The organism is Streptosporangium sp. NPDC000095 (assembly GCF_042899335.1).
Lineage (GTDB): Bacteria > Actinomycetota > Actinomycetes > Streptosporangiales > Streptosporangiaceae > Streptosporangium.
In genome coordinates this window covers 136,780-157,250 of sequence record NZ_JBIAZS010000003.1, presented here as the reverse complement: position 1 = coordinate 157,250, position 20,471 = coordinate 136,780, and the positions used below count along the sequence as shown (strand labels likewise).

The following is a 20,471-nucleotide window of genomic DNA, read 5'->3' as shown; positions in this document are numbered from 1 at the left end:
TTCAGGGCCACCAAGAGTTCGCATGACTGATATCCGTGCCCCTTAACGAGAGTGAAGAGCACCCACCGAACTCGGCCGGAAGGGTTCAGTGAAGTGCCCGGATGACGCGTTGTCTCAGGATGGGGTCGCCGATGCTGTCGGGGTCGTGCCAGGCGGCGGCGGTGACCTCTTCGGTCTGGAGCGGACCGATCGCACTGGTGGTGTGCAGGAGGAAGCGGAAGTCGATGTGCCGGTGGTCCGGCTCGCCCTTGGCCGGGTTGGCGGGAATGGAGTGGATGTCGATCTGGAGAGGACGCTCCCCGGCCGGGGTGACAGCGGCGGTGGGGATGCCGGTCTCCTCGGCGAGCTCGCGCAGGGCCGCGTCCAGGAGGGTGGTGTCGGATGCCTCCAGATGACCGCCGGGCAGCAACCAACCGTCCAGGACGAGGTGATGGATGTGCAGGATCCGCCCGTCGGGGTCGGCGAGGATCGCGGCGGCGGTCGCGTGGCCGCGGAACTCCTTGCGGGTCGTGATGTCCGCGCCGTCGTCGAGCAGTTCCAGGGCCGGGGCGAGGCTCTGCCTGTCCTCGGGGTACGCGTCGAGGTAGTCGCCGATGACACTGCGAATGTGGTCTGCCGTGATGGCCAAGTCGATCACCTGTTGACGTAGGAGAGCCGGATCGCCGCGACAGCGGCGCGGTCGGCCGCGGAGACCTCATGCATACCGGGTGCGAGGTCTCCACGGGCGAGCTTTCCGATCCTGGCGAGCCTCTCGTCCTGGGCCAGGAGGACGAACGGCGAAGGCCGTTCTCTCATCGGTGCGGTTGGATCGTTCCTTCCCGCTCTTCGGGAGGTGGGAGCGCCAGGGTGCACCAGACGATCTTGCCGCCGGGGGTGGGGCGGTAGTAGCCCCAGTCGGTGGCGAGGAGCTCGACGAGGTGCAGGCCGCGGCCGTTCTCGTCGTCGGGGTGGGGATCGCGGACGACCGGGGTGAGCGGGCTGGCGTCCCAGACGCGGAGGACGACGGTCTCGCCCATCCGGTAGACGTCCATCCAGATCTGGTCCGGGTCGGCGTGCGGGATCGCCTTGGCGGCCTCGGGGCACGCGGCGTGCGCGGTGATCGCGTTGGAGACCAGCTCGGAGACGAGGAGCTGAGCGGTCTCGATCAGGTCGTCCCGGTGCCAGCTCTCCAGTACGCGTCGGACGTGGACCCGGGCGTAGTAGGGCGAGGTGGGGAAGACGGAGAGTTTGAGGTACTGCGTGCTGCTGGCGACATCGGTCATTTTCCCTGGCTCCTGGTCAGTACGTCGGACATAGGACCGGCGCCGTTCGCGGCCGGGGACGCCGCGCTCCCTCACGGGGGACGAGAGGGCACGGCGCCGGTCCTACGGGAGTACGGCCGGGGAGCGTCGCAGATGTATCGCCGGTCGTACCGCTGAGGCCGGGCGGGCACCCGGTACGGGGTGGGCCGCACCGAGAGGGAAGATTGTCCGCCCGGCCGTCTGGGGAAATCCTTCGTTTTGCCTTCCGGCGGGAACCCCACCTGGAATGCTTACGGAGAGAGCATGCACCATCACACAAAGTAAAAGCAATCCGGGCTTTTACATTGCCTGCTTGATCCAGAAAGGAGCTAAAGATGCGAGAGAAAGAGGAGATGACCGGAATCGCGCCTCTGTCGTCGCCCAAGCGCCAGCCACCCACGGTCCGCCTACGTCGCCTGGCAGCCGAACTGCGTCGCCTCCGCGAGGAGGCTGGACTAACCCAGGCCGAGGTGACCGAGAAGACCGACCTCAACCTCGCAACCCTCTACCGAATCGAGACGGCCAAGACCAAGCCACAACTCCGGACACTCAACGCGCTGCTTGACCTCTACAACGCCACCGGAAGCCGCCGCGCCGACCTGGTCGCATTGCAGAAGGAGGCCAAGCAGCGCGGCTGGCTCCACAGCTTCGAGGCGAGTCTCCCCGACCAGTACACCGCCCTCATCGGCCTGGAGGCAGAAGCCGAACAGGCCATCAACTACGAGTCGCTGTTCATCCCCGGCCTGCTGCAGACCGAGGACTACATCCGGGCGATGATCCGCGGTGTGCGGCCAGCCGCCACCGACGAAGAGATCGAGAATCGCGTCAGCGCCCGGCTGCAGCGGCAAGCCCTTCTGGAGGGAGACGCCCCTCTCCACCTGTGGGCGATTCTGGACGAAGCCGCTCTGCTCCGGCAGGTCGGCGGCGTCTCTGTCATGCGTGCCCAACTCAAGCACCTGGCCCAGCAGGCTCGACGCCCGCACATCACCGTCCAGGTCATCCCATTCTCCGCTGGAGCCCATCCAGGAATGCCCGGCAGCTTCATCGCCCTGAAGTTCGCCGAGGACGACTTCGATGTGGTCTACATCGACAGCATGGCCGGCGACCTATTCCTTGAGAAGGAATCGGATATCGAGATGTATAACCATATGTGTCAGCATCTTCGCGCGATAGCGCTCAGTCCAGCCGACACAGCCGCGCTACTCGCGTCTCTAAGCGAAGATCATTAGCGGAAGGAACCGCGATGCAGCCAAACCTATCCGGTGCGCGCTGGCGCAAGAGCAGCCTCAGCGCCGACGGCGCAAGTTGCGTCGAGACGGCCTTCGTCGGCAACGACGTCGCCGTCCGCGACACCAAAAACCGCGACGGCGGCACCCTCATCTTCAGCCGTACCGAGTGGAACGCCTTCATCGGCAACATCAAGAACGGCGACCTCGACGCCCTCCCCTAACCCCCACCCACCGAGGACACAGGATGCGGAAACCTGACCTCTCCCAAGTGCGCTGGCGCAAAAGCAGCCTCAGCGGCGACGGCCCAAGCTGCGTCGAGATGGCCTTCGCCGGCAACGACGTCGCCGTCCGCGACACCAAAAACCGCGACGGCGGAACCCTCGTCTTTCCCCGCACCGAGTGGACCATCTTCATCAACGGCATCAAGAACGGCCACTACGACAACCCTGTCTGACCACAGAACCCCGGGAAGTGTGTCGTCGTACAAGACGGGCGCTTCCCGGAAACAACCGTGGACCTCACATGCTCACGTTCCGGATGACCGCCGCGTACATGTGCACCGGGTCGGTGGTGAGGTCCTTGCTGATCAGGCCCGGCAGCGGTGGCAGCGGCCCGATCAGCCAGAGCAGGGGATACTCCATCGGTGATCGTGGCCGCCTCCCCGCAGAGGTGATCGAGGCATACCGGCAGTCGACGAACCCGCAAGCGGCTTTCCCCGTTTCGGAACACGGCTGACGTCGGCGAACATCCGGGCGGATATCCCCGCCATCGCCCCTTGGCCGATACGAGTTCTCCCACGGTGTCGTGCCGGCCTCCGATCGCGATCAGGGTCGGCGAGGTGGGCCTGGGCGCGGTAACGAGACCGGCGGCTCAGTGGTGCGCGCGGAAGACATGACTCGGCCGCCCCAGCAGGACCCTCACCGGTTCAGATGGCGAGGACGGTCAGCGCGGCTTCCACGGCGGCGGTCTTGACCTCGTCGAACGGAAGGTCAGCGTGTTCCATCACGCAGTCCGATATGCCGCCGAGCGCCACGGTCGCGTGGATCTGCGCGGCGGTGGAGGGGGTGGGGCCGAGCAGGAGGGTGGTCAGTCGCTTGCGCCACGCCCACATCCGGTCCATCAGATCGAGCTCGACCAACATGACAGGCGTGTTCAGGATCACCATGAACACCTCCCGATGCCGCCAGATGAGCTCGAAGTAGTCTTCGAGCAGCCGCCGCTCGTCTCCGGGCTCACGCTCGGTCGCGAATGTCTCCAGCTCGTCTATGAGCGGCTGGATGATGCTTCTGACCAGGTCGTCCCTCGACTCGAAGTGGTAGTAGAGGGCCGGTTTGGTGATGCCGAGCCGATCGGAGATCTGCTTCAGGCTGGTGTTCTGCACACCCTGCTCCAGGAAGAGCTCGCGGGCCACCGCCTGGATGCGCATCTTGGTGTCCGAAGCCCTCGCCATGGAACCAAGAGTATCGCTTACCTATCGTTAAGTAATACCTTGCGTTCCGCCTCGAATTCTGCTTACCTATCGTTAAGTAATCGACTTACCTTCCGTTAAGTAGGGAGATGGCGTATGCGGATCCTCATATCCGGTGCCAGCATCGCCGGCCCTGTTCTGGCCTACTGGCTCAACAGCTACGGCTTCACCGTCACCGTGGTCGAGCGGGCTCCCGCACTGCGCAAAGCGGGCGGACACGCGGTCGACCTGTTCCGTCCGGCGATGGACATCATCGACAGGATGGGCCTGACCAAGCCGGTCCAGGCCAGGAAGACCGGCACCGAGTGGCTCTCGTTCCGCTCGGAAAACAGCGACCGGCCGCACGAACTGGAAGTCGGCAAGCTGATGCGCATCGTGTCCGACCGGCACGTCGAAATCATGCGGGACGACCTGGGGGAGATCCTCTACGACGCCACCCGGCACGACGTGGAATACCTCTTCGGCGATTCCATCGCCTCCATGACCGAGGACGCCGACGGCCTCGACGTCACCTTCGAGCGAGGCCCCGCCCGCAGGTTCGACCTGGTGATCGGGGCCGATGGACTGCACTCCAACGTCCGGTGCCTGACCTTCGGTCCGGAGTCGCGCTTCTCCACCTGGATCGGGGCCTACCTGGCGGTCATGTCGATACCCAACTATCTGGGCCTGCGCGACCGCATGGACGGGATCACGGGCGTGAACAGAATGGTGGGCGTGTACGGCGGGGCGCACATGGACGACGCCCGCGCGGTCTTCCTGTTCCGCCCCGCCGCCGAGCTCGACTACCACCACCGGGACGTCGACCGGCAGAAGGAACTGCTGCGCCGGCACTTCGCCGGGCTGGGCTGGGAGGTGCCCCGCCTGCTCGGCGAGGAGCTGGACCGCGCCTCGACGTTCTACTTCGACTCGATCACCCAACTGCGCATGGACACCTGGTCCCGGGGACGGGTGAGCCTGGTCGGCGACGCCGGCTACTGCCCGGGCCCCGCGGTCGGCGGCAGCACCAGCCTGGCCGTCGTGGGCGCCTACGTCCTGGCCGGCGAGCTGGCCGAGGCCCGCGGCGACCACACCCGGGCGTTCCCGGCCTACGAGCGGGAGATCGGCGACTATGTACGGCGCAGCCGCACCTACGCGGTCGGCGCCGCCAAACGGCTCATCCCCGACACCCGCCTGGGCCTGTGGGGCCTGATCCAGGGAGCGCGGCTGATCAGCCATGTCCCCACGCCGATCACCCGCACTCTGGTCGGCTTCGGCGGCAGGGGCACACGACTGCACGACGAGGTCACGCTGAAGCACTACCCGCAGGGACCCGCTGTGAAGAACGCCGCAGCGCCTGACCTCTGACCTTCACGACGGTTGACCGCCGGATCAGCCAAGAGCTCGGTGCTGATCGGTGCCCCCTCCGTCCCGGCCTCGGCTTCCACCCGGACTTCGACCTGCTCCAGGAGGTCTTCGCCGACCCAGCGCTCATCGCCCGCGGCCGGTATCGCGAGGTGGTCAGCGGATATCTGCGCGGCGACGACGTCAGCCCCCGCATACTGCAACGCCTCGCCGCGAAGGACCCCGGCAAGGCGAGCGAGGTCTTCCGCAAGCTGCTCAAGAAGCGGCGTTTCTCCTGGGAACGCGACGGCGAAGCGCTGCTGCGCAAGCACAAGGCCGACTGGTACGACGGCCCCCGCCTCCCCAGAGTCATCCCCGTATAAGACGCAAACGGCGAGAACGGCGGGGCGGGTCATCGAGTGGGACGTCGGTTTTCTCGCATTCAGTCGTTTTTGTCTTTGCGGTTTTCTCAAGGCGGCGGAATGCCAAGATGATGACATGACGGGTACGGGGCTGCGGTCCGCCGCGTTGTCGTCGGCGGGGGTCCTTCTTCCGGTCGCCCTGAGCGTGGCGGTCAATCAAGTGCTCAACGCAGGCGTGTGGAGCAGGCCATGGATCGTGGTCACCGTGGTGCTGGCCTTCGCGGGATGGTACGTCACCCGCCTGATCACGCGCGTCTCGACCTCGGCCGCCGGGGACCTCGCACAGGTCAAGGGGCGGCTGGCGGGGCTGGTGGTCGATTTCTGGAATACCGAGATAGCGAAACGGTCTCTCGGCGATCCGCCGATTCCGGTCCCCTGGCATCTCACCCAGCGGACCAAACTCATGGACCATCCGCACCTGATCACCGAGGGTGAGCTGTCCTTCACCGGCCGATCCGACGACATCGCCGAGCTGGCCACCCGCTTCCGCCGGCTGCCCCGCCGTCGCCTGGTCATCACCGGCGGCGCCGGGACAGGAAAGACCACCTTGGCCGTTCAACTCCTCGTACAACTGATCGACACCCGCGAGCCGGCGGAGCCGGTGCCGATGTTGGTGCCGGTCGCCGACTGGGACACGGAGCTCTATCCGCGCTTACACGATTGGATCGCAGAACGCCTGCGGAATGACTATCTGGCTCCGAAAATGCCCGAGCAGGGCCGCGATGCCGCCGAAATATTAGCCTCGGGTGGCCATATCCTGGCCATTCTTGACGGCCTGGACGAGCTGCCCGAACTCGCTCGCGCGAAAGTGATCACCCAGCTGGGCAGAACCCTGGCCCCGCGGGATCAAGTAATCATCACCTCCCGCACCGGCGAGTATTCCGATGCCCTCATGAACGCACGACGCGCGGTCCGGGCCGCCGCTGTCATCGCCCCTAAGACGCTGATCCCCAACGTCGTCGGCGACTATCTGGCCACCTGCCTCCCGCCTCACCCCCCGCAGCCCTGGAGCACGCTGCTGCGAGCTTTGCGGACCGGCGCGACGCCTGCTCTGGCGGCCATATCCTCGACCGCGTTGGGACTGTGGCTGATCCGAACGGTGTACGTCGACCAAGACCGGGACCCGACCCCGCTGTTCACGGTCTACCGCGACGATGTTCCCGCGCTGCGCGCACACCTGATGGACAACCTCATCGAGGCGTTGCTGATCGCCCAGAGGCTGTCGGGGACGACTCGCCGGAAAATCCCACGAACCTGGGATGCCGAGCGGATACGCCGGTGGCTGGTCCGGCTCGCGACGTACGCCGCAGAACGCGGAAAACCCGATTTCGCCTGGTGGCAGATAAACCAACCTCGGCAGGGCGGATTGAGAGTGCCACCTCAATGGGTCGTCTCGCTGGTTGTCGTACTTGTTTACGCACTACCTGTCGCGGCCGCCGCCGCGCTGGCCGGGAGCCCGATACTTGGACTTGTCGCCGGTTTCGGCTTCGCGTTCGGAAAATCGATCGACACGCCCGAGCCACCGGAGTTGAGGCGACTACAGATCTGGCGACGTGTCACCACGGCGCTACGCGAGAACAGTGGCCGCATTGCTCCCGTATTTCTCACGATGAGCCTGCCTTTGGCGGCAGGGGTGACGGCCATTCAGGGGATCGGAGCCGGGATCTTCTCAGCCGTGGCTTCTACGCTCACCATCTGGGTTGGCCTCGCACTGCATGACAAGTCCCCGCCAAAGGATTCCGGCCAGGCGCCGGAGGATCGGCTTCCGCAGTTCACCAACGCTCTCACCCCCCTGTCCGCCTGGAAGATCAACCGGTCTTTAGTAGGACTTCAACTGATGGGAGCACTGGTTTTTGGGGCGGTTTTGGCGATCTCCTCGGAGTGGGTGCTCTCATATTTCCCCGGGCCGCGAGACATCTGGAGTGACATTGGGCTGGGGCTCATAGTCGGATGCAGTGCCGGTCTGACACAGCGGTCACAGCATGTCTGGTTGACGTCCCGGATCACGTTCATATTCTTGGCCGTCTCGGGCGAGCTGCCGGTGCGCACGGTGAGGTTCTTCGATGAAATGCACCAGCTCGGCCTGCTACGTGCGGTCGGCCCGTTCTATCAGCTCCGACATGCTGAACTACATGACCATTTAACAGCGATGGCCGACAGAGATCAGCTGCCTTCGAGTGGAGGCGCGTTGTGACTGTCAATGGCCAAGTGCGTGTCGCCGCCGGTGGCCGGGATCGACGGCCCGACTACGGTGAGTGGCGCGTGATCGAGTACGAACCGCGCAGTGAGGCCGGGCTTCCGGCCTCATGACGGGCACCAGGCCATCGCGTTCTGATCGCTCTCTTCGCACCTGTCCGCGACCCCAACCGCCGCCCCTCTCACGGCGGGATCCAGCTCCTCGGGGGAATTCTTCGACGATCAGTGGGCCCGGCCTCGGGTCCCGGTGTTTGAGCTGAGGCCAGGCCCATGGTGATGCTCACCGGCCTGCCCCTCGGGAGGCGATGAGGCTGTCAGGACGGGCCAGGAAATCTTGCCGCCCGGGCCCGCGGACAGCGCCTCGGCCGACCACCCGCTATGGACGCGGAGATGGCGGCTCGTGCTCGGCGACTGCCGGGCGTGTCACGGACGACGCCGTACAAGCACCTGCCCGAACTCCAGCCCGAGTGTCCGAGCCTGCCTGCGATCGATCAGCAGGCCAAGTGAGCTCAGAATTCCCGACCCAGAAGTCTAGAGATAGATCTCCGGGCCACAGACACCGTTGCTGTTGCAAACGTGGAAGCTGCGGAACCTGGACTTGCTGGTGATCGGATTTTTTTGCAGGCATTTACCCCTTCCCGCAGAGTAGGAGCCGCCGATTTCCCGACCCGGGATTTCCGACTCGGTATAGTACAAAGACCCGTACTGCATGGTTGAGCTTGTGCAGAGTTGGGAGAGGGTTGGAGTCACGGTCCCGATGACACCCGGAATCGACTGACTCGCGGCCGATGCCGGCGGCGCCCATGCCAGCGAGGCGAGTCCGCCGAGCGTCAAGGAAAGTGCTACCGCCGATAAACGTCGGGTGAGGCGGTTGTGACGCGACGTGGTGGATCCCTCGTGTCCTGCCATGCGAAAATTCCTCCATCGATTTGAAGAGAACCTAGGCAATTAGAACTATTTGGTTGCGATTTCGACAACCTATAAGTTTCCAGGGTGTCGCTGAGGCGTCGATCAGGTAGGGGAACACGCGGTCGAACAGCGCGGATTCATCGATCGGCTCACCACACTGACCGGCCAATCGAGTACGAGTTCTCCCGAGATGCCGTGCCGGCCTCGATCACGGTCAGGGGCGGGCGCGGCGGGCCTGGGCGCGGTAGTGGTCGAGGACGTCCTGGCGGAGGAGGTGGCCGAAGCCCGCGGCCTCGACGCGCAGGCCGAGTTCGTGTTCGGTCACGCCGAGCGAGACGGCGGTGTCGGCCACGCTCCAGCCCGCGGCGGCGAGGCTGGTCAGCAGGTGACCGCGCCGGACCTGGTTCTCCGACAGGCGGAACGTCTTGAGGTACGCGAGTCGGCCGGCGCCGTCGGTGATGAGCTCGCCGATGTGGTTCTCACGCCGGCGTTCGAAGGGCGGCAGGAAGCGTGACAGGCGATACCCGCCCATCTGGTAGACGCGCTGGTAGGTGTAGTCCGTGCCCAGCAGCGCGCCCGCCATGACCCGGTCGTGGAAGGCCGCCCACTCCTGCTGCTGCCGGCGGGCCCCCGCGCGCAGGTCGGCGAGCGAGTGCACCGTCGCGTCCTCGATGCGGGCGCGGAAGTCGGCCACCGGACCGCTGAGCAGCGCGTAGTGGTAGATCAGCTCGCCGTACAGGTCGTGGACGAGGGTGGTGTGCAGGGCGCGGTAGTCGTCGGGGTGCGGCACCACGAACGCGGCGGCGAGCGCGTCCGCGACGTAGACGAGGACGCCGCACTGGCCGCGGTGGATCTCGAAGACGCGAAGGGCGTCCTCCAGGCCGCTGACCTGCGCGCCCGTGTACGCCTCCTCGACGCGAGGCGAGAGCCCGCGGCTGATCGCACGGTGCGACCATTCCTCCCACACGATCTCCGGCCCGCCGAAGTGCAGCGCCAGATACCCTTCGAGCGCCAGGTGCAGGGGCAGGAAGCGAAGCCGGTTCCTGTCGATTCTGCGGGCCATCCGGCGGTGGAAGCGCAGCGGCATCCGGCCGGGCGGGCGATCACGCTCCCGTGGCCCCCGAAGCTGCGTTCCGTACGCCGAGGCGGGGGTGCCGTCATCCGTCCAGGTCGCCACGAACCCGTGCGGGATGTAGGAGAAGTACTCGGTCCGCGGACCCACCTCGACGACGCCGAGTTCCGCGTCGTAGAGGCGTGCGTCGAGCCGCAGGTCCTCGATCGGCTCCTCCCTGACCAGCGGGACGAGCCGTACGCCACCCCATGCCTGCGCGGGGCGGGTGGTGAGCCCGGTGAGGGCGAGATCCGTCACATGTCCTCCTACGGGAACCGCTCGACGCCGCACACCGGGCGGTCAGGTTCCGTCACGCGTCTTCCTGCGGGAACCGCTCACGACCTCACGCGTCCTCCCGCAGGAACCGCTCGACGCGGCGCGCCAGATGGGCTCGCAGCTCGCCGATCCCGGTGCGTCCCTCCGCGAACCGGGCCAGCTCCACCAGGGCGACCAGGTTCTCGGCGTCACGGATCCCGGCGGTCGGGACGGTGGGCGCCAGCCGCCGTACGTCGAAGTCGGCGGCGTCGTACACCGGGTTGAGGTGTACGACGGCGCAGGTGTGGTCCGGGTCGAGCCGGGTGCGCCAGATCCGCAGTACCTCTCCCGCGAGCCCCGGCGGTGAGTTGTCCCATCCGTCGGAGACGATGACGAGGCGGCCGGGTCCGCGTTCGAGGCCGTCGAGGATGCGCTCGCCGAGCGGTGTCGCCCCGTACGGATTGACGAGCAGCGCGTCCGTACGACCCGACAGCCACAGCGGCGTGTACTCGGCGGACAGCGCCTCCAGCAGGAAGTGGCAGGCGAGCGCGACGGCGAGCGGGCGACGGCGCTTCTGCCCCGAGCCGTACGCGGAGAAGCTGTCGTCGAGGACGGCGACCGTCGCGCCCCAGCTCCCGGCCTCGTCGCCCGCGGCCCGGCGGGCGGCCGCACGCAGCGCCGCCGTCAACTCCGCGCGGCGGCGCACGCGATCCTCTGCCGAGAGGGCGAGCACGTACGACGCCAGCCGGGTCAGCGGCATCGTGGTGAGGTCGGCACGCACCGCGTCGACCTTCAGGGCGTGCGCCGACTCCTGCAGGCGTAGCCGCTCCAGCCGGGTGAGCCTGGGCGCGATGCGCTCCAGGAAGGTGGCGCGGGCGACGCGATGCTTCGCCGCGAACCCCTCCGCGACCGTGTAGGGCAGCTCGTACAGCGCCGCCTGCTCGTAGTGGGCCCGCCGCCAGGTCTCCAGGATCGGTGTGGTGTAGGCGGCCTGCCGGTGCGGCGTGAACAGAAACGGCCCCAGCTCCCCCTCAGGGCTCAGGTGAGCGTGACGGACGGCGCTCTTGACGGCACCCCGGTACTTCACCGCGTCGAACGCGAGATCCGGCCGGGCGGCCAGCCACTCTCGCATGATCGCCCTGGTGCGCCGGTTGTTCACCCTGGCGCGGCGCAGCGCCGCAAACAGCCCGTACACCCGAGGCGGTGGCAGCAGGGCGAGCCTCCGGGCGATCAGGCGCCCCTCGGCCCGACGCTGCTCCAGGTCCGCCTCCCCCGCCGTGACCAGCAGGTTTCTCGCGATCAGTACGGCGTTGTGGTCGTTGACGTCCAGGGCGAGGGTGGCCGCGTACAGGTCGCGGTAGTTTCCCAGCAGGTAGTCGTGCAGGAAGTCCAGCGAGAGACCCTGCTCCTCCGCACCCGAGTGGAACTCCCGCTGGCCGGTGGCGGTGATCGCCGCGTTCACGAACAGCAGGACGTCCTCGGCGGCGATCAGATCCGCGCTGGTCTCCATCTCCGCCTCCGGGGGTGTGCACGGGGTCGGCCGGGGAGTGGGGGCACGAGCTGCGAATCATCGCTTCAAAGGCGGGTCCCGGAAGTCGCACCGAAGTCCCGCGGCCGACCCCGGAAGGCTAGCACCGGCATATCGCCTTCTTCTTCCTTATTTACCGCCGCCATGTGGGCCGACGATCCTCGATGAGCGGTAGGAGCCCTTTGCGGTTGATTGCCCGCTCGGCGGTATCCAGGTAGGCGCCCGCGATCCGCCGTGCTCCGCGCCTCCTCCTTTTGAGGCGTCGATCCTGCGGGATCCGCCGGACGTGCTGCTCACGTCCGCTTAGCCGGGGTCGGCGCAGAGTTGGGAGGTCAGGGTGGTGCGTGCCCACTCTTCCCAGGTGTCCGGTGACCAGTCCCGGTCGCGGACGAAGATCAGGTAGAGCTGCGGGCTGAGCAGGCCGAACAGCAGGTCCGCCGCCATCTCGGCGGAGAGGCCGGGACGGGCGTCGGGCTTGCCGACCAGGGCTTCGGCCGCCGCGTGCTGCACGGTGTAACGCGGGTCGGGGCCGTCCGGCCACTGTGCGGCGATCTCGGGGTCGGTGGCCGCGGCGGCCGCGATCAGCGGCATGATCGGAGCGACCCTGCCCAGGATCTCGCCGGTGCCGTGGACGTGCGCACGCAATTGCCCGGCCGCGGTGGGTTCGGCGCACGCGGCGCGAAACCACTCGCGATCCATGGTGGCGACCGGCTCGGTGTCCCCGGCTATGGATGTGTCGACGACGTCCTTGAACAGCGTGCGCTTGTTGTGGAAGACGAAGTAGACCGTCTGGACGGCCACGCCCGCCCGGTCCGCGACCTCCTGCAGGCTCGTCGCCCCGTAACCCTGCGCGACGAACAGCTCGCGAGCCGCCTCGATGACCTTTCCACGGGTGCGGCGTGAGCGCTCGGCCCGCTGATCCGGTCGCTTGACTCTGTCCATATTGCGAGTATATCTCTAGAGTACGTCACTAGAGTTCAACTCTAAATTCTTGGAGGAGACGATGGACCGGCACAGCACCCCCCGGGCGACGGAACCGGACCCGGCCTCGACGCGGCGAGACCCGGAGGAGGAGTCCGTCCACCGCGCGCTGGAGCGCTACTACCGCACCGGCAAACCACCGTGGGACACCGGCGTGACGCCGCCCGAGCTGGTCGCCCTGGTAGAGGGGCACGGCGCGCTGCCACCCGGCCGCGCCCTCGAACTCGGCTGCGGCACGGGGACCAACGCCGTCTACCTCGCACGGCACGGCTGGGAGGTGGCGGCCGTCGACCTGGTCGACCGCGCCGTCGACCAGGCCAGGAAGAAGGCCGCGGAGGCGGCGGTGGCGGTACGGCTGCTGCACGGAGACGCCACCCGCCTCGACGAGCTGGACGTGCCGGGCCCCTTCGACCTGTTCTTCGACCTGAGCTGCTACTGCGGGATCCCGCTGCACCGCCGCGACGCCTACGCCGCCGGGCTCACCCACCGCGCCGCTCCCGGAGCACGGTTGCTGATGTTCGGGTACGGCCCCGAGCCGCTCGGCAATCCGATCCCCGAGGTCACGTCGTGGGCGGCGGGCGTCACAGCCGACGAGCTCCGCGCCAGGTTCACCGGCTGGGAACTACTCGACGTCACACCGGGCACCAACTCGGTGCCGACCTTCTGGTTCACGCTGCGCCGCGACGCCTACTGATGCCATAGCCCCGCGCCCAGTGATCGACCGGTCGCGGGGCCGTGGCATCTCGTGGACGACACCCGGTGGTTCCCGATCCCCCGGGTGTCGAATCCCTAAGGGAGCTGTCCGGGTTCGTCGACGACTCCCGCCGCGACCTCGGCGGTCGCGAAGACGCTCCCCTTCTGGAAGGCCACCTCGCCGTTGATGAGGTAGTTCCGCAGGTATTCCGTCCGCGAGCCGAGGTGGTTGTAGGTCGTGCTGTCGAGGACGACGTAGGAGCGTTCGACGACCTCGCCGTTCTCGTCGCGCCGCGTGCCGGAGCCTGGAGAGTCCGCCTCGTAGGCGATGCCCATGCCCGACCTGCCCACCGCGTCGCGTACGCCGAGGTCCACCCGGACTCCCGGGATCCTGGCGAGGGCGCGGAAGATCGCGGCCTCCAGTTTGGGCGGCATGTACTCCTCCTGGCCGAGGTAGAGCGACAGCACTCGGAACGCCCGTGCGTCCGGGTGCTCGTGGAGACCGCGCTCCTCGACCGGCTTGTCCCTCCAGTGCAGGTCGCCCTTGACGTGGGCGAGCAGCTCGTCCGGGTCGGTGGGCAGCTTGGCCAGCCTCGCCGCGTACTGCCGGGGGGACAGGTCGTCGTCATCCGGGTCGGGCTCGACGGTCCGCCTCTCCATCGGGCCCGAACCCAGCCGGGTCGCCTGCTCGGTGCCGTCGTAGCGCGTCCAGTACTCCTGGATCTCGACCGCGCCGTCGGCGGGCTGCATGACGACGCTCTTGCGGTACAGCCACTGGTCGGGACGGGGCGGGGTGTCCTCGGGCCGGCGCTTCTCGGCCGTCAGCGCCGCCTGTCGCAGCATGACCTGCGCGCTCACCGGCGTCACCTCCACGATCGCGGGCGGCGACGCGACCGACCGGCCGTCGTCGTTCACCACCACGACCACCGCCGCGATCGCCGCGACGGCCGTCATCGCCGCCGTCGTGACCATCGGCAGCGAGAGTACGGGACGGAACCGGCGGCGGGGCCGCAGGGAACGCGCCCGCAGCGCGCGCAGGCGGTCGGCGTCGGGTTCGGGCGCGTCCGCCCGCAGCTCACTCAGCAGCTTCAGGTCATCCACGGCCGGTCTCCTCCTCCGAGTTGTCCGCGATATCCGAGACGGCGGACGGGTCGACCCCGCCCAGGGCCTCGCGGGTCTTTCTCCTGGCACGGTGCAGGCGCGAGCGCACCGTGCCGACGGGCACGCCGAGTGCCCGCGCCGTCTCCTCGTAGCTGAAGTCCGCCCAGGCGATCATCAACAGCACCTCGCGGTCCTTCGGCGACAGCGTGGCGAGCGCCCTCACCAGATCGCGCTGCGCCGCCGACGCCGTCACCCGGGCCTCCACCCGGTCGGCGTAACTCTCGGCGACCTCGTCCACCCCGGTCCTGGCCAGCGAGAGGTACGCCCTGACCTCGGCACGGCGGTGCTTGCCGATGAGGTTGGCCGCGATGCCGTACAACCAGGGGCGGGCATTGGGATAGTCGGTGTCGTAGCGCCCGAGCCGCCGCAAAGCGGTGAGGAACGTCTCGGAGACGATGTCGTCGGCCACCGAGTCTCCCAGGCGCCGCGTCACATAGCGGTGCAGGGCGGGGGCGTGCCGGTCGAACAGCACCGAGAACGCGGCGGGATCACGCCGGGCATGCTTGATCACCTCCGCGTCGTCCAGATCCGTCTCCACATTCAAGCGTGAGCTCCGTTCCTCGATCCGGGTTCCTCGGTCCGTCACCCCCTTTCACCCGGTACCGCGAATCGGGTTCTCCACGCCCGCGCTCGATGTTCACCGCACGGCGCCGGCCGCGTCCGGAGGAGAGCACGCCGTCGGTCCGGCGTGCTCTCCTCCGGGACGAACCGTTTCCTCCGCCGACATGCGCGCCGTATGCCAAAATGATCACTCTCCCGGAGGCGTGAATCGGTCCATCCGGATTACCGAGAAGGCACTCAACGCCATCAGGAGAGGATGTCGGTTGTCCGTGACGGATCTGGAGACCGCCTGCGAGCTTCGCGAACTCGCCGATCACCCCCACCTGGCGGCCCGGCGGGACCAGCTACGTGATCTCGCGGACGCGGTCGCCGATCCCGACAGGGCCGGGCACTGGTGTGAGGTCGACCTGTTCGCCGCCTTCTCCCCCGACGACACCATCCTGGTGGACGGGGAACCGGCGGAGACCACGTCCTCTCCGAGGAGGCCGGGATGGCGACGTGGGCTCGGCGGCGCCGTCGGTCCCGCCCTCGTCTTCGTACCGATCTTCATCACCTGGCTCGGCCTGATGATGGCGACCGGCGCCTACGGCGACCTCCTCGCGGCCGGTGGCCTGGAGGCGGCTCGGCGCCCCTTCCTGGAGATGTGGCAGCAGGGCTTCGGCGGCCGGTTGCCCGCATTCTTCAAATTCGACAACATCGCGCTCTGTACCCTCGCGGCCATCTTCTGCCTCATCTGCTGGACCGTGTTCGAGAACGTCACCCGGAACACCAGGGAGGACGCCTCGGAGCAGGAGCTGCGTGCCCTCCGCGTCCGGCTCCGCGGGGCGCTGACCGGGGCGAGCCTGGTGCTCGGACAGGTCCGCCTCTCCGCACCGGAGCGGTTCGGCGCCGAACTCAGCAAGGCTGCGGCCGACATCGGCTTCGTCGGGACCACGGCGCGCAAGGTGCACACCGAGCTGGTCGAGGCGCTCACCCTCACCCTGGAGGCCACCCGTAAGACCACGGACGCACTGGCAGGTAGCGCGATCGACGTGCGCGACGCCGTCGAGCACCTGGGCGGGCACCTGGCAGCCGTCAACAGCACCTGTGACGACCTCGCCGCGGCGGTGGCCCGCTTCTCGGCCGTGATCGACACCGCAGGATCCACGGCCGGTCAGGCCGTCACCGACGTCGGGAACCGGTTGTCGACGACCGTCTCCCGGACCGCCCTCGACATGCGCCAGGCGTTCAACGAGGAACTCGTACGGTCCATCACGTCGGTCCAGGGCAGCGTCTCCGCTCTGGATCTCCGGATCAACGAGCTGGTCGGTGTGACGGCGGGTATCGGCCACGCCGTCGACCGCGCGGCCATCTCGATCGATTCCGTCGGCTCCTCGACGGAGAAGGCGGTCGACCAGCTCGGCGCACGGGTCACCGACACCATCGCGGGTACGGCCAGGGAGCTTCACCGGACCTTCGAGGGCGCCGGTACGGAGATCCGGGAGGCCCTGGAGAGCTGGTCCGCCGTCGCCGGGACACACGCCTCCCGGATCGACACCACCATCGAGACGGTCACCGGCACCGACGACAGCGACACTGACACTCGCACCGGCACCGGCACCGGCACCGGGGAAACAGACGACGGCGGCGACGACGAGCCGGACTCAGGCCAGAGAGTCCGAAGCTCGCGATGACCACCCGCAGAAGAACCTCCACCACGACCCTGTTGGCCGGTTGGCTCTTCGCCGACCTGCTGCTCGGACTCACGATCATCATGCTGGGCGCGCAGGCGCCGCCCGCCTCCCCCGCCGACCTCGTGACGGACGGCACCCGCTTCCAACCGGACCCCTCCTGGTCCGCGCCCGGCTCGACCCGGCTCCCGAGCGAAGAGTCCCCAGAAGAAGAGTCCTCGGCAGAAGGGCCTTCCGCCGAGAAGCCCTTGGAGGAGACCTCGGAGAAGCCCTCAAAGAAGACCTCGAAGGAGACATCGGGAGGAGAACTCCGGACCGAGGACTCCAAGGAGGAGAAGAAGCCGGCCAAGCAGGACCCCGAAGAGAAGAGTCCCGCCCGGCCAGGCCCTTCGCCATCACCCTGCGCCGGCCTCGTCGGAGGCGTGCGGGCGAAACCGGTCACGCTCTCGTTCCGGGTCACCCCCGGCGCCGGTGACGGTGTACTGGCCGCACAGGTCCGCCAGGAATTACGCAGGCACCGGGAGAAACTCGCCGGACGGCGCGTCGGCATGCTTCTCACCTTCGGCTCCGACGACGGTGCCAGGGGCGGCGTTCAGCTCGCCTCCAGGGTCAACGCGGCCATCCTGGAGGCGTACCCGGGCACCTTCGGCACGGCCGTGACCCGTGACTTTCACGACCTTTCCGCCCCGAGCGGATCGATCTCCGCCGAGATCTACTTCGTGACCCACGGCTGCGCCCCCACGTCCGCGGCGCCGAGGTCATTCGATGAAGGAGCGGGCTCCTTCATCGAATGACGTGCGGGCCGTCGAGCGGCCCCTCGGGCTCCGTCGTCCGCCGATCCGGACACGCCGCACGGCCGGGTGGAACGCCGCTTCGGCGTGCTCAAGCGGCGGCGGGCCGTCGCGACCCGCTTCGACCGGCTCGCCGACCGCTGCTGGGCAGGCGCTACCTGCCGACCGCTGCCCGGCGGGCGCTACCTGCCGACCGCTGCCCGGCGGGCGCCGCCGTCACATGCCTCATGTCCGGCAGCGCCCTACCGAGCCCTGCCGAGCCGTCAGATCTTCCTAGTAACGGGGTTTGCGGCTCAGGGCGATGCCGGCCACCAGGAAGATGCCGCCGATCACCCCGGCGCCTATCGCTCCCGGAGTGTTGGCGGGGGTGCTGCTCGCCTGGAAGACGGCGGTGACGAGGCCCATCACGCCGCTGATGTAGCAGAAAATGGTGATGAAGATCTTGACGTTGGTGCTCACTGGATTCCTTCGGTGGGGCGACGGCCGTCTGCGGGCGCGTCGGGGGCGGTACCGGCTGCGGTGAACCCGAGGAGCATCACCCAGGCGTTGGGGTCTGCGCGGAACCGGTTCCAGCGGTCGGCGGCGAGGGCGAACTCTCGAAGCGACAGCACACCGGCCGCGAGAAGCGGCTGCAGCCGTCCCGGGCCGAGGTGGGGGGCGAAGTCATCCGTCGGTCGGGTGTCGTTGGTCGTGGCGAACGGGCGAAGGGCGACCTCCGTGAAGCCGGTGTCACGTAACAGGCGGGTGAGACGGCGGCCGATCGTACGGTCGCCACCGGCGGCCTGCTGGGTCGCCGCCATCTTGGCGTGGATCCCGGCCAGCTCCGGATAGGTCGGGTCCGCCAGGCCCCAGCAGGAGGCGTCCACCTCGGTGACCAGGATCCGGCCACCGGGGCGGAGGATCCTGCGGGCCTCCGCGAGGGCGGGTGCGGGGTCGGGGAGATGCTGAAGGACGTACCTGAGGAGTACGTATCCCGCACTCGCCGTTTCCAGCGGCAGGTCGGCGGCGTCGGCGACGACGAGTTCGGCACCGGCGCCCTCGGCGTGGGCGAGCAGGTCGGGGTCGATGTCCACGGCGACGAGCGACAGGTCGGGCATGGCCTGGCTCAGCCGCCTGGTGATCGCGCCAGAGCCCGCGCCGACCTCGACGAGCGGGCCGTTCGACGCGGTCAGGCCCAGCTCGCGCAGCAGGCTCAGCTCCTCGTCGAACGAGAGCGCCGCCTGGGCCTCCAACCGCGCCAGCTCTCCTGCCATCCCACCCGCCGTGGTGGCGGCGGGGTTGTACGAACCGGCGTTCGGTGCGGGAGTGGCGGGGTCTTTCCGGATGGGGACCGGCCGTGCGGTGTCGTGGCCGTTGTCGGTCAGATGAGCAGCGGTGGCCGGTGGCGGAGGGGTGGGGGCGGTGGTCATCGGGGGCTCACGGTCATGCGCATGCCGTGCTTCGGCCGTAGCGTCACCAGCGCCTCGGGCTCCACCGGGAAGCCGGGTTCCAGCGTGAGCCGTACCGACTGGGCCAGCATCGCGAGGACCAGCGTCGCCTCGGTGAGCGCCAGGTGCCGGCCGATGCAGACGCGCTCGCCGCCGCCGAACGGCAGGTACAGGTGGCTCGGCAGGTCGGCGCCGTCGAAGCGGTCGGGTACGTACGCATCCGGGCGGTCCCAGTAGCGAGGATCGCGGTGCAGGACCCACTGGCTGACGCACACCAGTGTGCCGGGCGCCACCGGATGGCCGTCGAGCTCGTCGTGACCGGTCGCGCGTCGGGAGATCAGCCAGACCGGCGGGTACAGGCGCATTGCCTCCTGCACGGCCCGGCCGCACAGGGGCAGGTCGAGCAGGTCCGCGGCCGTGGGCCGGCGGCCGCCCAGGACGTGGTCGACCTCGGCGCGGATCCGTTCCGCCTCCTCGGGGTGGCGGTCCAGGAGGTAGAGGGTCCAGGTCAGGGCCTTGGCGGTGGTCTCGTGGCCCGCCATGATCAGGGTCAGCACCTGGTCGCGCAGGTCGGTGTCGGACAGCGAGCCGAGCATGGTGTCGAGCAGGGTGCCGACGGCCTGGGGATCCTGGGGAGAGGCTCGGCGGGCGGCGATCACGGTACGCGTGATCATGTCGAGGAGGGCGCGGGCGCGTACGTAGCCCCGCTGCCTGCGGACGGTGTCGGCGGGATCGGGGTCGGGGTCGGGTACGTAGTGGCCGATGAAGCGGTTGACGTCGTCCACCGCCCGGCCGAACCCGTCGCCCGTCCCGCCGAGGTCCACGTCGAGCACCGCGCGGGTCAGGATCGACAGGGTGAGCGAGGTGAGCTGGTGGTCGATCGGCTGGGGGGCGCCGGTCTCGGCGGGGCCGCGCCAGCGGTCCAGCAGGGCGGCGGTCTCGTCGGCGATGATCTCGTCGAAGGAGGCGACCGCGCCTCGGCGGAAGGCGGGGGCGCACAGCTTGCGCTGACGTGACCATTCCGCGCCGGTGCTGGTGAGCAGGCCGTTTCCGAGCAGCGGGCGCAGCATATGGTCGTCCGGCGTGTTCTTCTTCGTGTAGTTGCCGACGTTGTCCTTGAGGATGTGCCGGGCGAGGTCCGGGCGGTGCGCCATGAGGACGGTCTCGCCGTTCGCGTGGTGGGCGGTGACGTCGCCGTACCGGCGGGCCAGGCCGGTCACGAACCCCAGCGGGTCGCTGCGCATGCGTCCCATGTCCACGGGGTCGGCCGGGCCGGGGGGAAACCGCGTGCCTGTGGTGGTCACCGACGCCTCCGTTCAACGTGCTTAAGTATCCGCATTACGTATTCACGGGTGTCGGATATACGTATTGAGTATTGTTGATGATTCCATCCGTACTGTGGGATGCTGCTAATGTAACACCGCGCAGAAGAAGGTATCAATACTTACATGAATGGCACACAAGTTAAG

At 68.2% G+C, this 20,471-nt stretch carries 22 protein-coding genes; 9 read left to right on the top strand and 13 right to left on the bottom strand.

Annotated features, from left to right (window positions below; all coding sequences use genetic code 11):
• Nucleotides 1-85: 85 nt before the first annotated feature.
• The 3 genes from ACFY3V_RS09000 to ACFY3V_RS08990 are packed head-to-tail and all read right to left on the bottom strand — an operon-like array spanning nt 86 to nt 1,262.
• On the bottom strand, nt 86-628 hold the full coding sequence (locus tag ACFY3V_RS09000) for an NUDIX domain-containing protein (protein ID WP_362901657.1): 543 nt from the start codon (nt 626-628) through the stop codon (nt 86-88).
• A gap of 5 nt (nt 629-633) precedes the next feature.
• Nucleotides 634-795 carry a hypothetical protein gene (locus ACFY3V_RS08995; RefSeq protein ID WP_389771557.1) on the bottom strand — a complete coding sequence of 54 codons (162 nt, stop codon included), beginning with the start codon at nt 793-795 and terminating at the stop codon, nt 634-636.
• Nucleotides 792-1,262, bottom strand: a complete 471-nt coding sequence (locus ACFY3V_RS08990) for an ATP-binding protein (protein ID WP_389771554.1) — start codon at nt 1,260-1,262, stop codon at nt 792-794. The genes ACFY3V_RS08995 and ACFY3V_RS08990 overlap by 4 nt, the downstream gene beginning before the upstream one ends.
• 353 nt (nt 1,263-1,615) lie before the next feature.
• Between ACFY3V_RS08990 and ACFY3V_RS08985 the strand changes: the two genes are divergently transcribed.
• From ACFY3V_RS08985 to ACFY3V_RS08975, 3 genes are read left to right on the top strand one after another with little or no spacing between them, the layout of a single operon-like run.
• Entirely contained in the window at nt 1,616-2,509 is an 894-nt protein-coding gene (locus ACFY3V_RS08985) for a helix-turn-helix transcriptional regulator (protein ID WP_362901651.1), read from the top strand.
• 14 nt (nt 2,510-2,523) lie between these two features.
• Nucleotides 2,524-2,730 (top strand): DUF397 domain-containing protein, encoded by a 207-nt coding sequence (locus ACFY3V_RS08980; protein WP_389771551.1) that lies wholly within the window; start codon nt 2,524-2,526, stop codon nt 2,728-2,730.
• Nucleotides 2,731-2,753: 23 nt separating this feature from the next.
• Nucleotides 2,754-2,963 (top strand): DUF397 domain-containing protein, encoded by a 210-nt coding sequence (locus ACFY3V_RS08975; RefSeq protein WP_389771548.1) that lies wholly within the window; start codon nt 2,754-2,756, stop codon nt 2,961-2,963.
• Between the two features lie 64 nt (nt 2,964-3,027).
• Here the strand turns inward: ACFY3V_RS08975 and ACFY3V_RS08970 are convergent, their stop codons facing one another.
• Nucleotides 3,028-3,150: a hypothetical protein gene (locus ACFY3V_RS08970; protein ID WP_362901647.1), complete on the bottom strand. Its 123-nt coding sequence runs from the start codon at nt 3,148-3,150 to the stop codon at nt 3,028-3,030.
• 284 nt (nt 3,151-3,434) lie between these two features.
• Entirely contained in the window at nt 3,435-3,959 is a 525-nt protein-coding gene (locus ACFY3V_RS08965; RefSeq protein WP_362901645.1) for a TetR/AcrR family transcriptional regulator, read from the bottom strand.
• A 114-nt stretch (nt 3,960-4,073) separates the two neighbouring features.
• Between ACFY3V_RS08965 and ACFY3V_RS08960 the strand changes: the two genes are divergently transcribed.
• From ACFY3V_RS08960 to ACFY3V_RS08950, 3 genes are all read left to right on the top strand, one after another.
• Nucleotides 4,074-5,321 (top strand): FAD-dependent monooxygenase, encoded by a 1,248-nt coding sequence (locus ACFY3V_RS08960; protein WP_389771544.1) that lies wholly within the window; start codon nt 4,074-4,076, stop codon nt 5,319-5,321.
• A gap of 149 nt (nt 5,322-5,470) precedes the next feature.
• The gene (locus ACFY3V_RS08955; RefSeq protein WP_362901641.1) at nt 5,471-5,680 is read left to right on the top strand and encodes a hypothetical protein; all 210 of its coding nucleotides are present in this window, start codon (nt 5,471-5,473) and stop codon (nt 5,678-5,680) included.
• Nucleotides 5,681-5,795: 115 nt separating this feature from the next.
• Nucleotides 5,796-7,913, top strand: coding sequence for an NACHT domain-containing protein (locus tag ACFY3V_RS08950; protein ID WP_389771541.1), 2,118 nt, complete (start codon nt 5,796-5,798; stop codon nt 7,911-7,913).
• A 1,125-nt stretch (nt 7,914-9,038) separates the two neighbouring features.
• Here the strand turns inward: ACFY3V_RS08950 and ACFY3V_RS08945 are convergent.
• The 3 genes from ACFY3V_RS08945 to ACFY3V_RS08935 all read right to left on the bottom strand — a co-directional run bounded on the left by ACFY3V_RS08945 (nt 9,039) and on the right by ACFY3V_RS08935 (nt 12,660).
• Entirely contained in the window at nt 9,039-10,193 is a 1,155-nt protein-coding gene (locus ACFY3V_RS08945; RefSeq protein WP_389771538.1) for a hypothetical protein, read from the bottom strand.
• A gap of 85 nt (nt 10,194-10,278) precedes the next feature.
• A complete protein-coding gene (locus tag ACFY3V_RS08940) occupies nt 10,279-11,700 on the bottom strand; it encodes a hypothetical protein (RefSeq protein ID WP_389771535.1) in 1,422 nt (473 codons plus the stop codon).
• A gap of 321 nt (nt 11,701-12,021) precedes the next feature.
• Complete coding sequence (locus ACFY3V_RS08935; protein ID WP_362901633.1) at nt 12,022-12,660, bottom strand: helix-turn-helix domain-containing protein; 639 nt, start codon at nt 12,658-12,660, stop codon at nt 12,022-12,024.
• Nucleotides 12,661-12,709: 49 nt separating this feature from the next.
• On the opposite strand from ACFY3V_RS08935, the gene ACFY3V_RS08930 reads away from it, so the two are divergent.
• Entirely contained in the window at nt 12,710-13,393 is a 684-nt protein-coding gene (locus ACFY3V_RS08930) for a methyltransferase domain-containing protein (protein ID WP_362901631.1), read from the top strand.
• A 95-nt stretch (nt 13,394-13,488) separates the two neighbouring features.
• Here ACFY3V_RS08930 and ACFY3V_RS08925 read toward each other — a convergent pair whose 3' ends face one another.
• Together ACFY3V_RS08925 and ACFY3V_RS08920 are read right to left on the bottom strand one after the other, a co-directional pair.
• Nucleotides 13,489-14,493, bottom strand: a complete 1,005-nt coding sequence (locus ACFY3V_RS08925) for a CU044_5270 family protein (protein WP_389771531.1) — start codon at nt 14,491-14,493, stop codon at nt 13,489-13,491.
• Entirely contained in the window at nt 14,486-15,091 is a 606-nt protein-coding gene (locus ACFY3V_RS08920; RefSeq protein WP_389772188.1) for an RNA polymerase sigma factor, read from the bottom strand. The genes ACFY3V_RS08925 and ACFY3V_RS08920 overlap by 8 nt, the downstream gene beginning before the upstream one ends.
• 286 nt (nt 15,092-15,377) lie before the next feature.
• Here ACFY3V_RS08920 and ACFY3V_RS08915 point away from each other — a divergent pair, with 286 nt between their 5' ends.
• Both ACFY3V_RS08915 and ACFY3V_RS08910 read left to right on the top strand, forming a co-directional pair.
• Entirely contained in the window at nt 15,378-16,787 is a 1,410-nt protein-coding gene (locus ACFY3V_RS08915; protein ID WP_389771528.1) for a hypothetical protein, read from the top strand.
• Complete coding sequence (locus ACFY3V_RS08910; RefSeq protein ID WP_389771525.1) at nt 16,784-17,578, top strand: hypothetical protein; 795 nt, start codon at nt 16,784-16,786, stop codon at nt 17,576-17,578. The genes ACFY3V_RS08915 and ACFY3V_RS08910 overlap by 4 nt, the downstream gene beginning before the upstream one ends.
• Before the next feature lie 270 nt (nt 17,579-17,848).
• On the opposite strand, the gene ACFY3V_RS08905 is transcribed toward ACFY3V_RS08910, so the two are convergent.
• The 3 genes from ACFY3V_RS08905 to ACFY3V_RS08895 are packed head-to-tail and all read right to left on the bottom strand — an operon-like array spanning nt 17,849 to nt 20,306.
• Nucleotides 17,849-18,034, bottom strand: a complete 186-nt coding sequence (locus tag ACFY3V_RS08905; RefSeq protein WP_350945024.1) for a hypothetical protein — start codon at nt 18,032-18,034, stop codon at nt 17,849-17,851.
• Nucleotides 18,031-18,984 (bottom strand): class I SAM-dependent methyltransferase, encoded by a 954-nt coding sequence (locus tag ACFY3V_RS08900; RefSeq protein ID WP_389771522.1) that lies wholly within the window; start codon nt 18,982-18,984, stop codon nt 18,031-18,033. The genes ACFY3V_RS08905 and ACFY3V_RS08900 overlap by 4 nt, the downstream gene beginning before the upstream one ends.
• Nucleotides 18,981-20,306, bottom strand: a complete 1,326-nt coding sequence (locus tag ACFY3V_RS08895) for a cytochrome P450 (protein ID WP_389771519.1) — start codon at nt 20,304-20,306, stop codon at nt 18,981-18,983. Before ACFY3V_RS08895 ends, ACFY3V_RS08900 begins: the two co-directional genes overlap by 4 nt.
• Nucleotides 20,307-20,471: the final 165 nt, after the last annotated feature.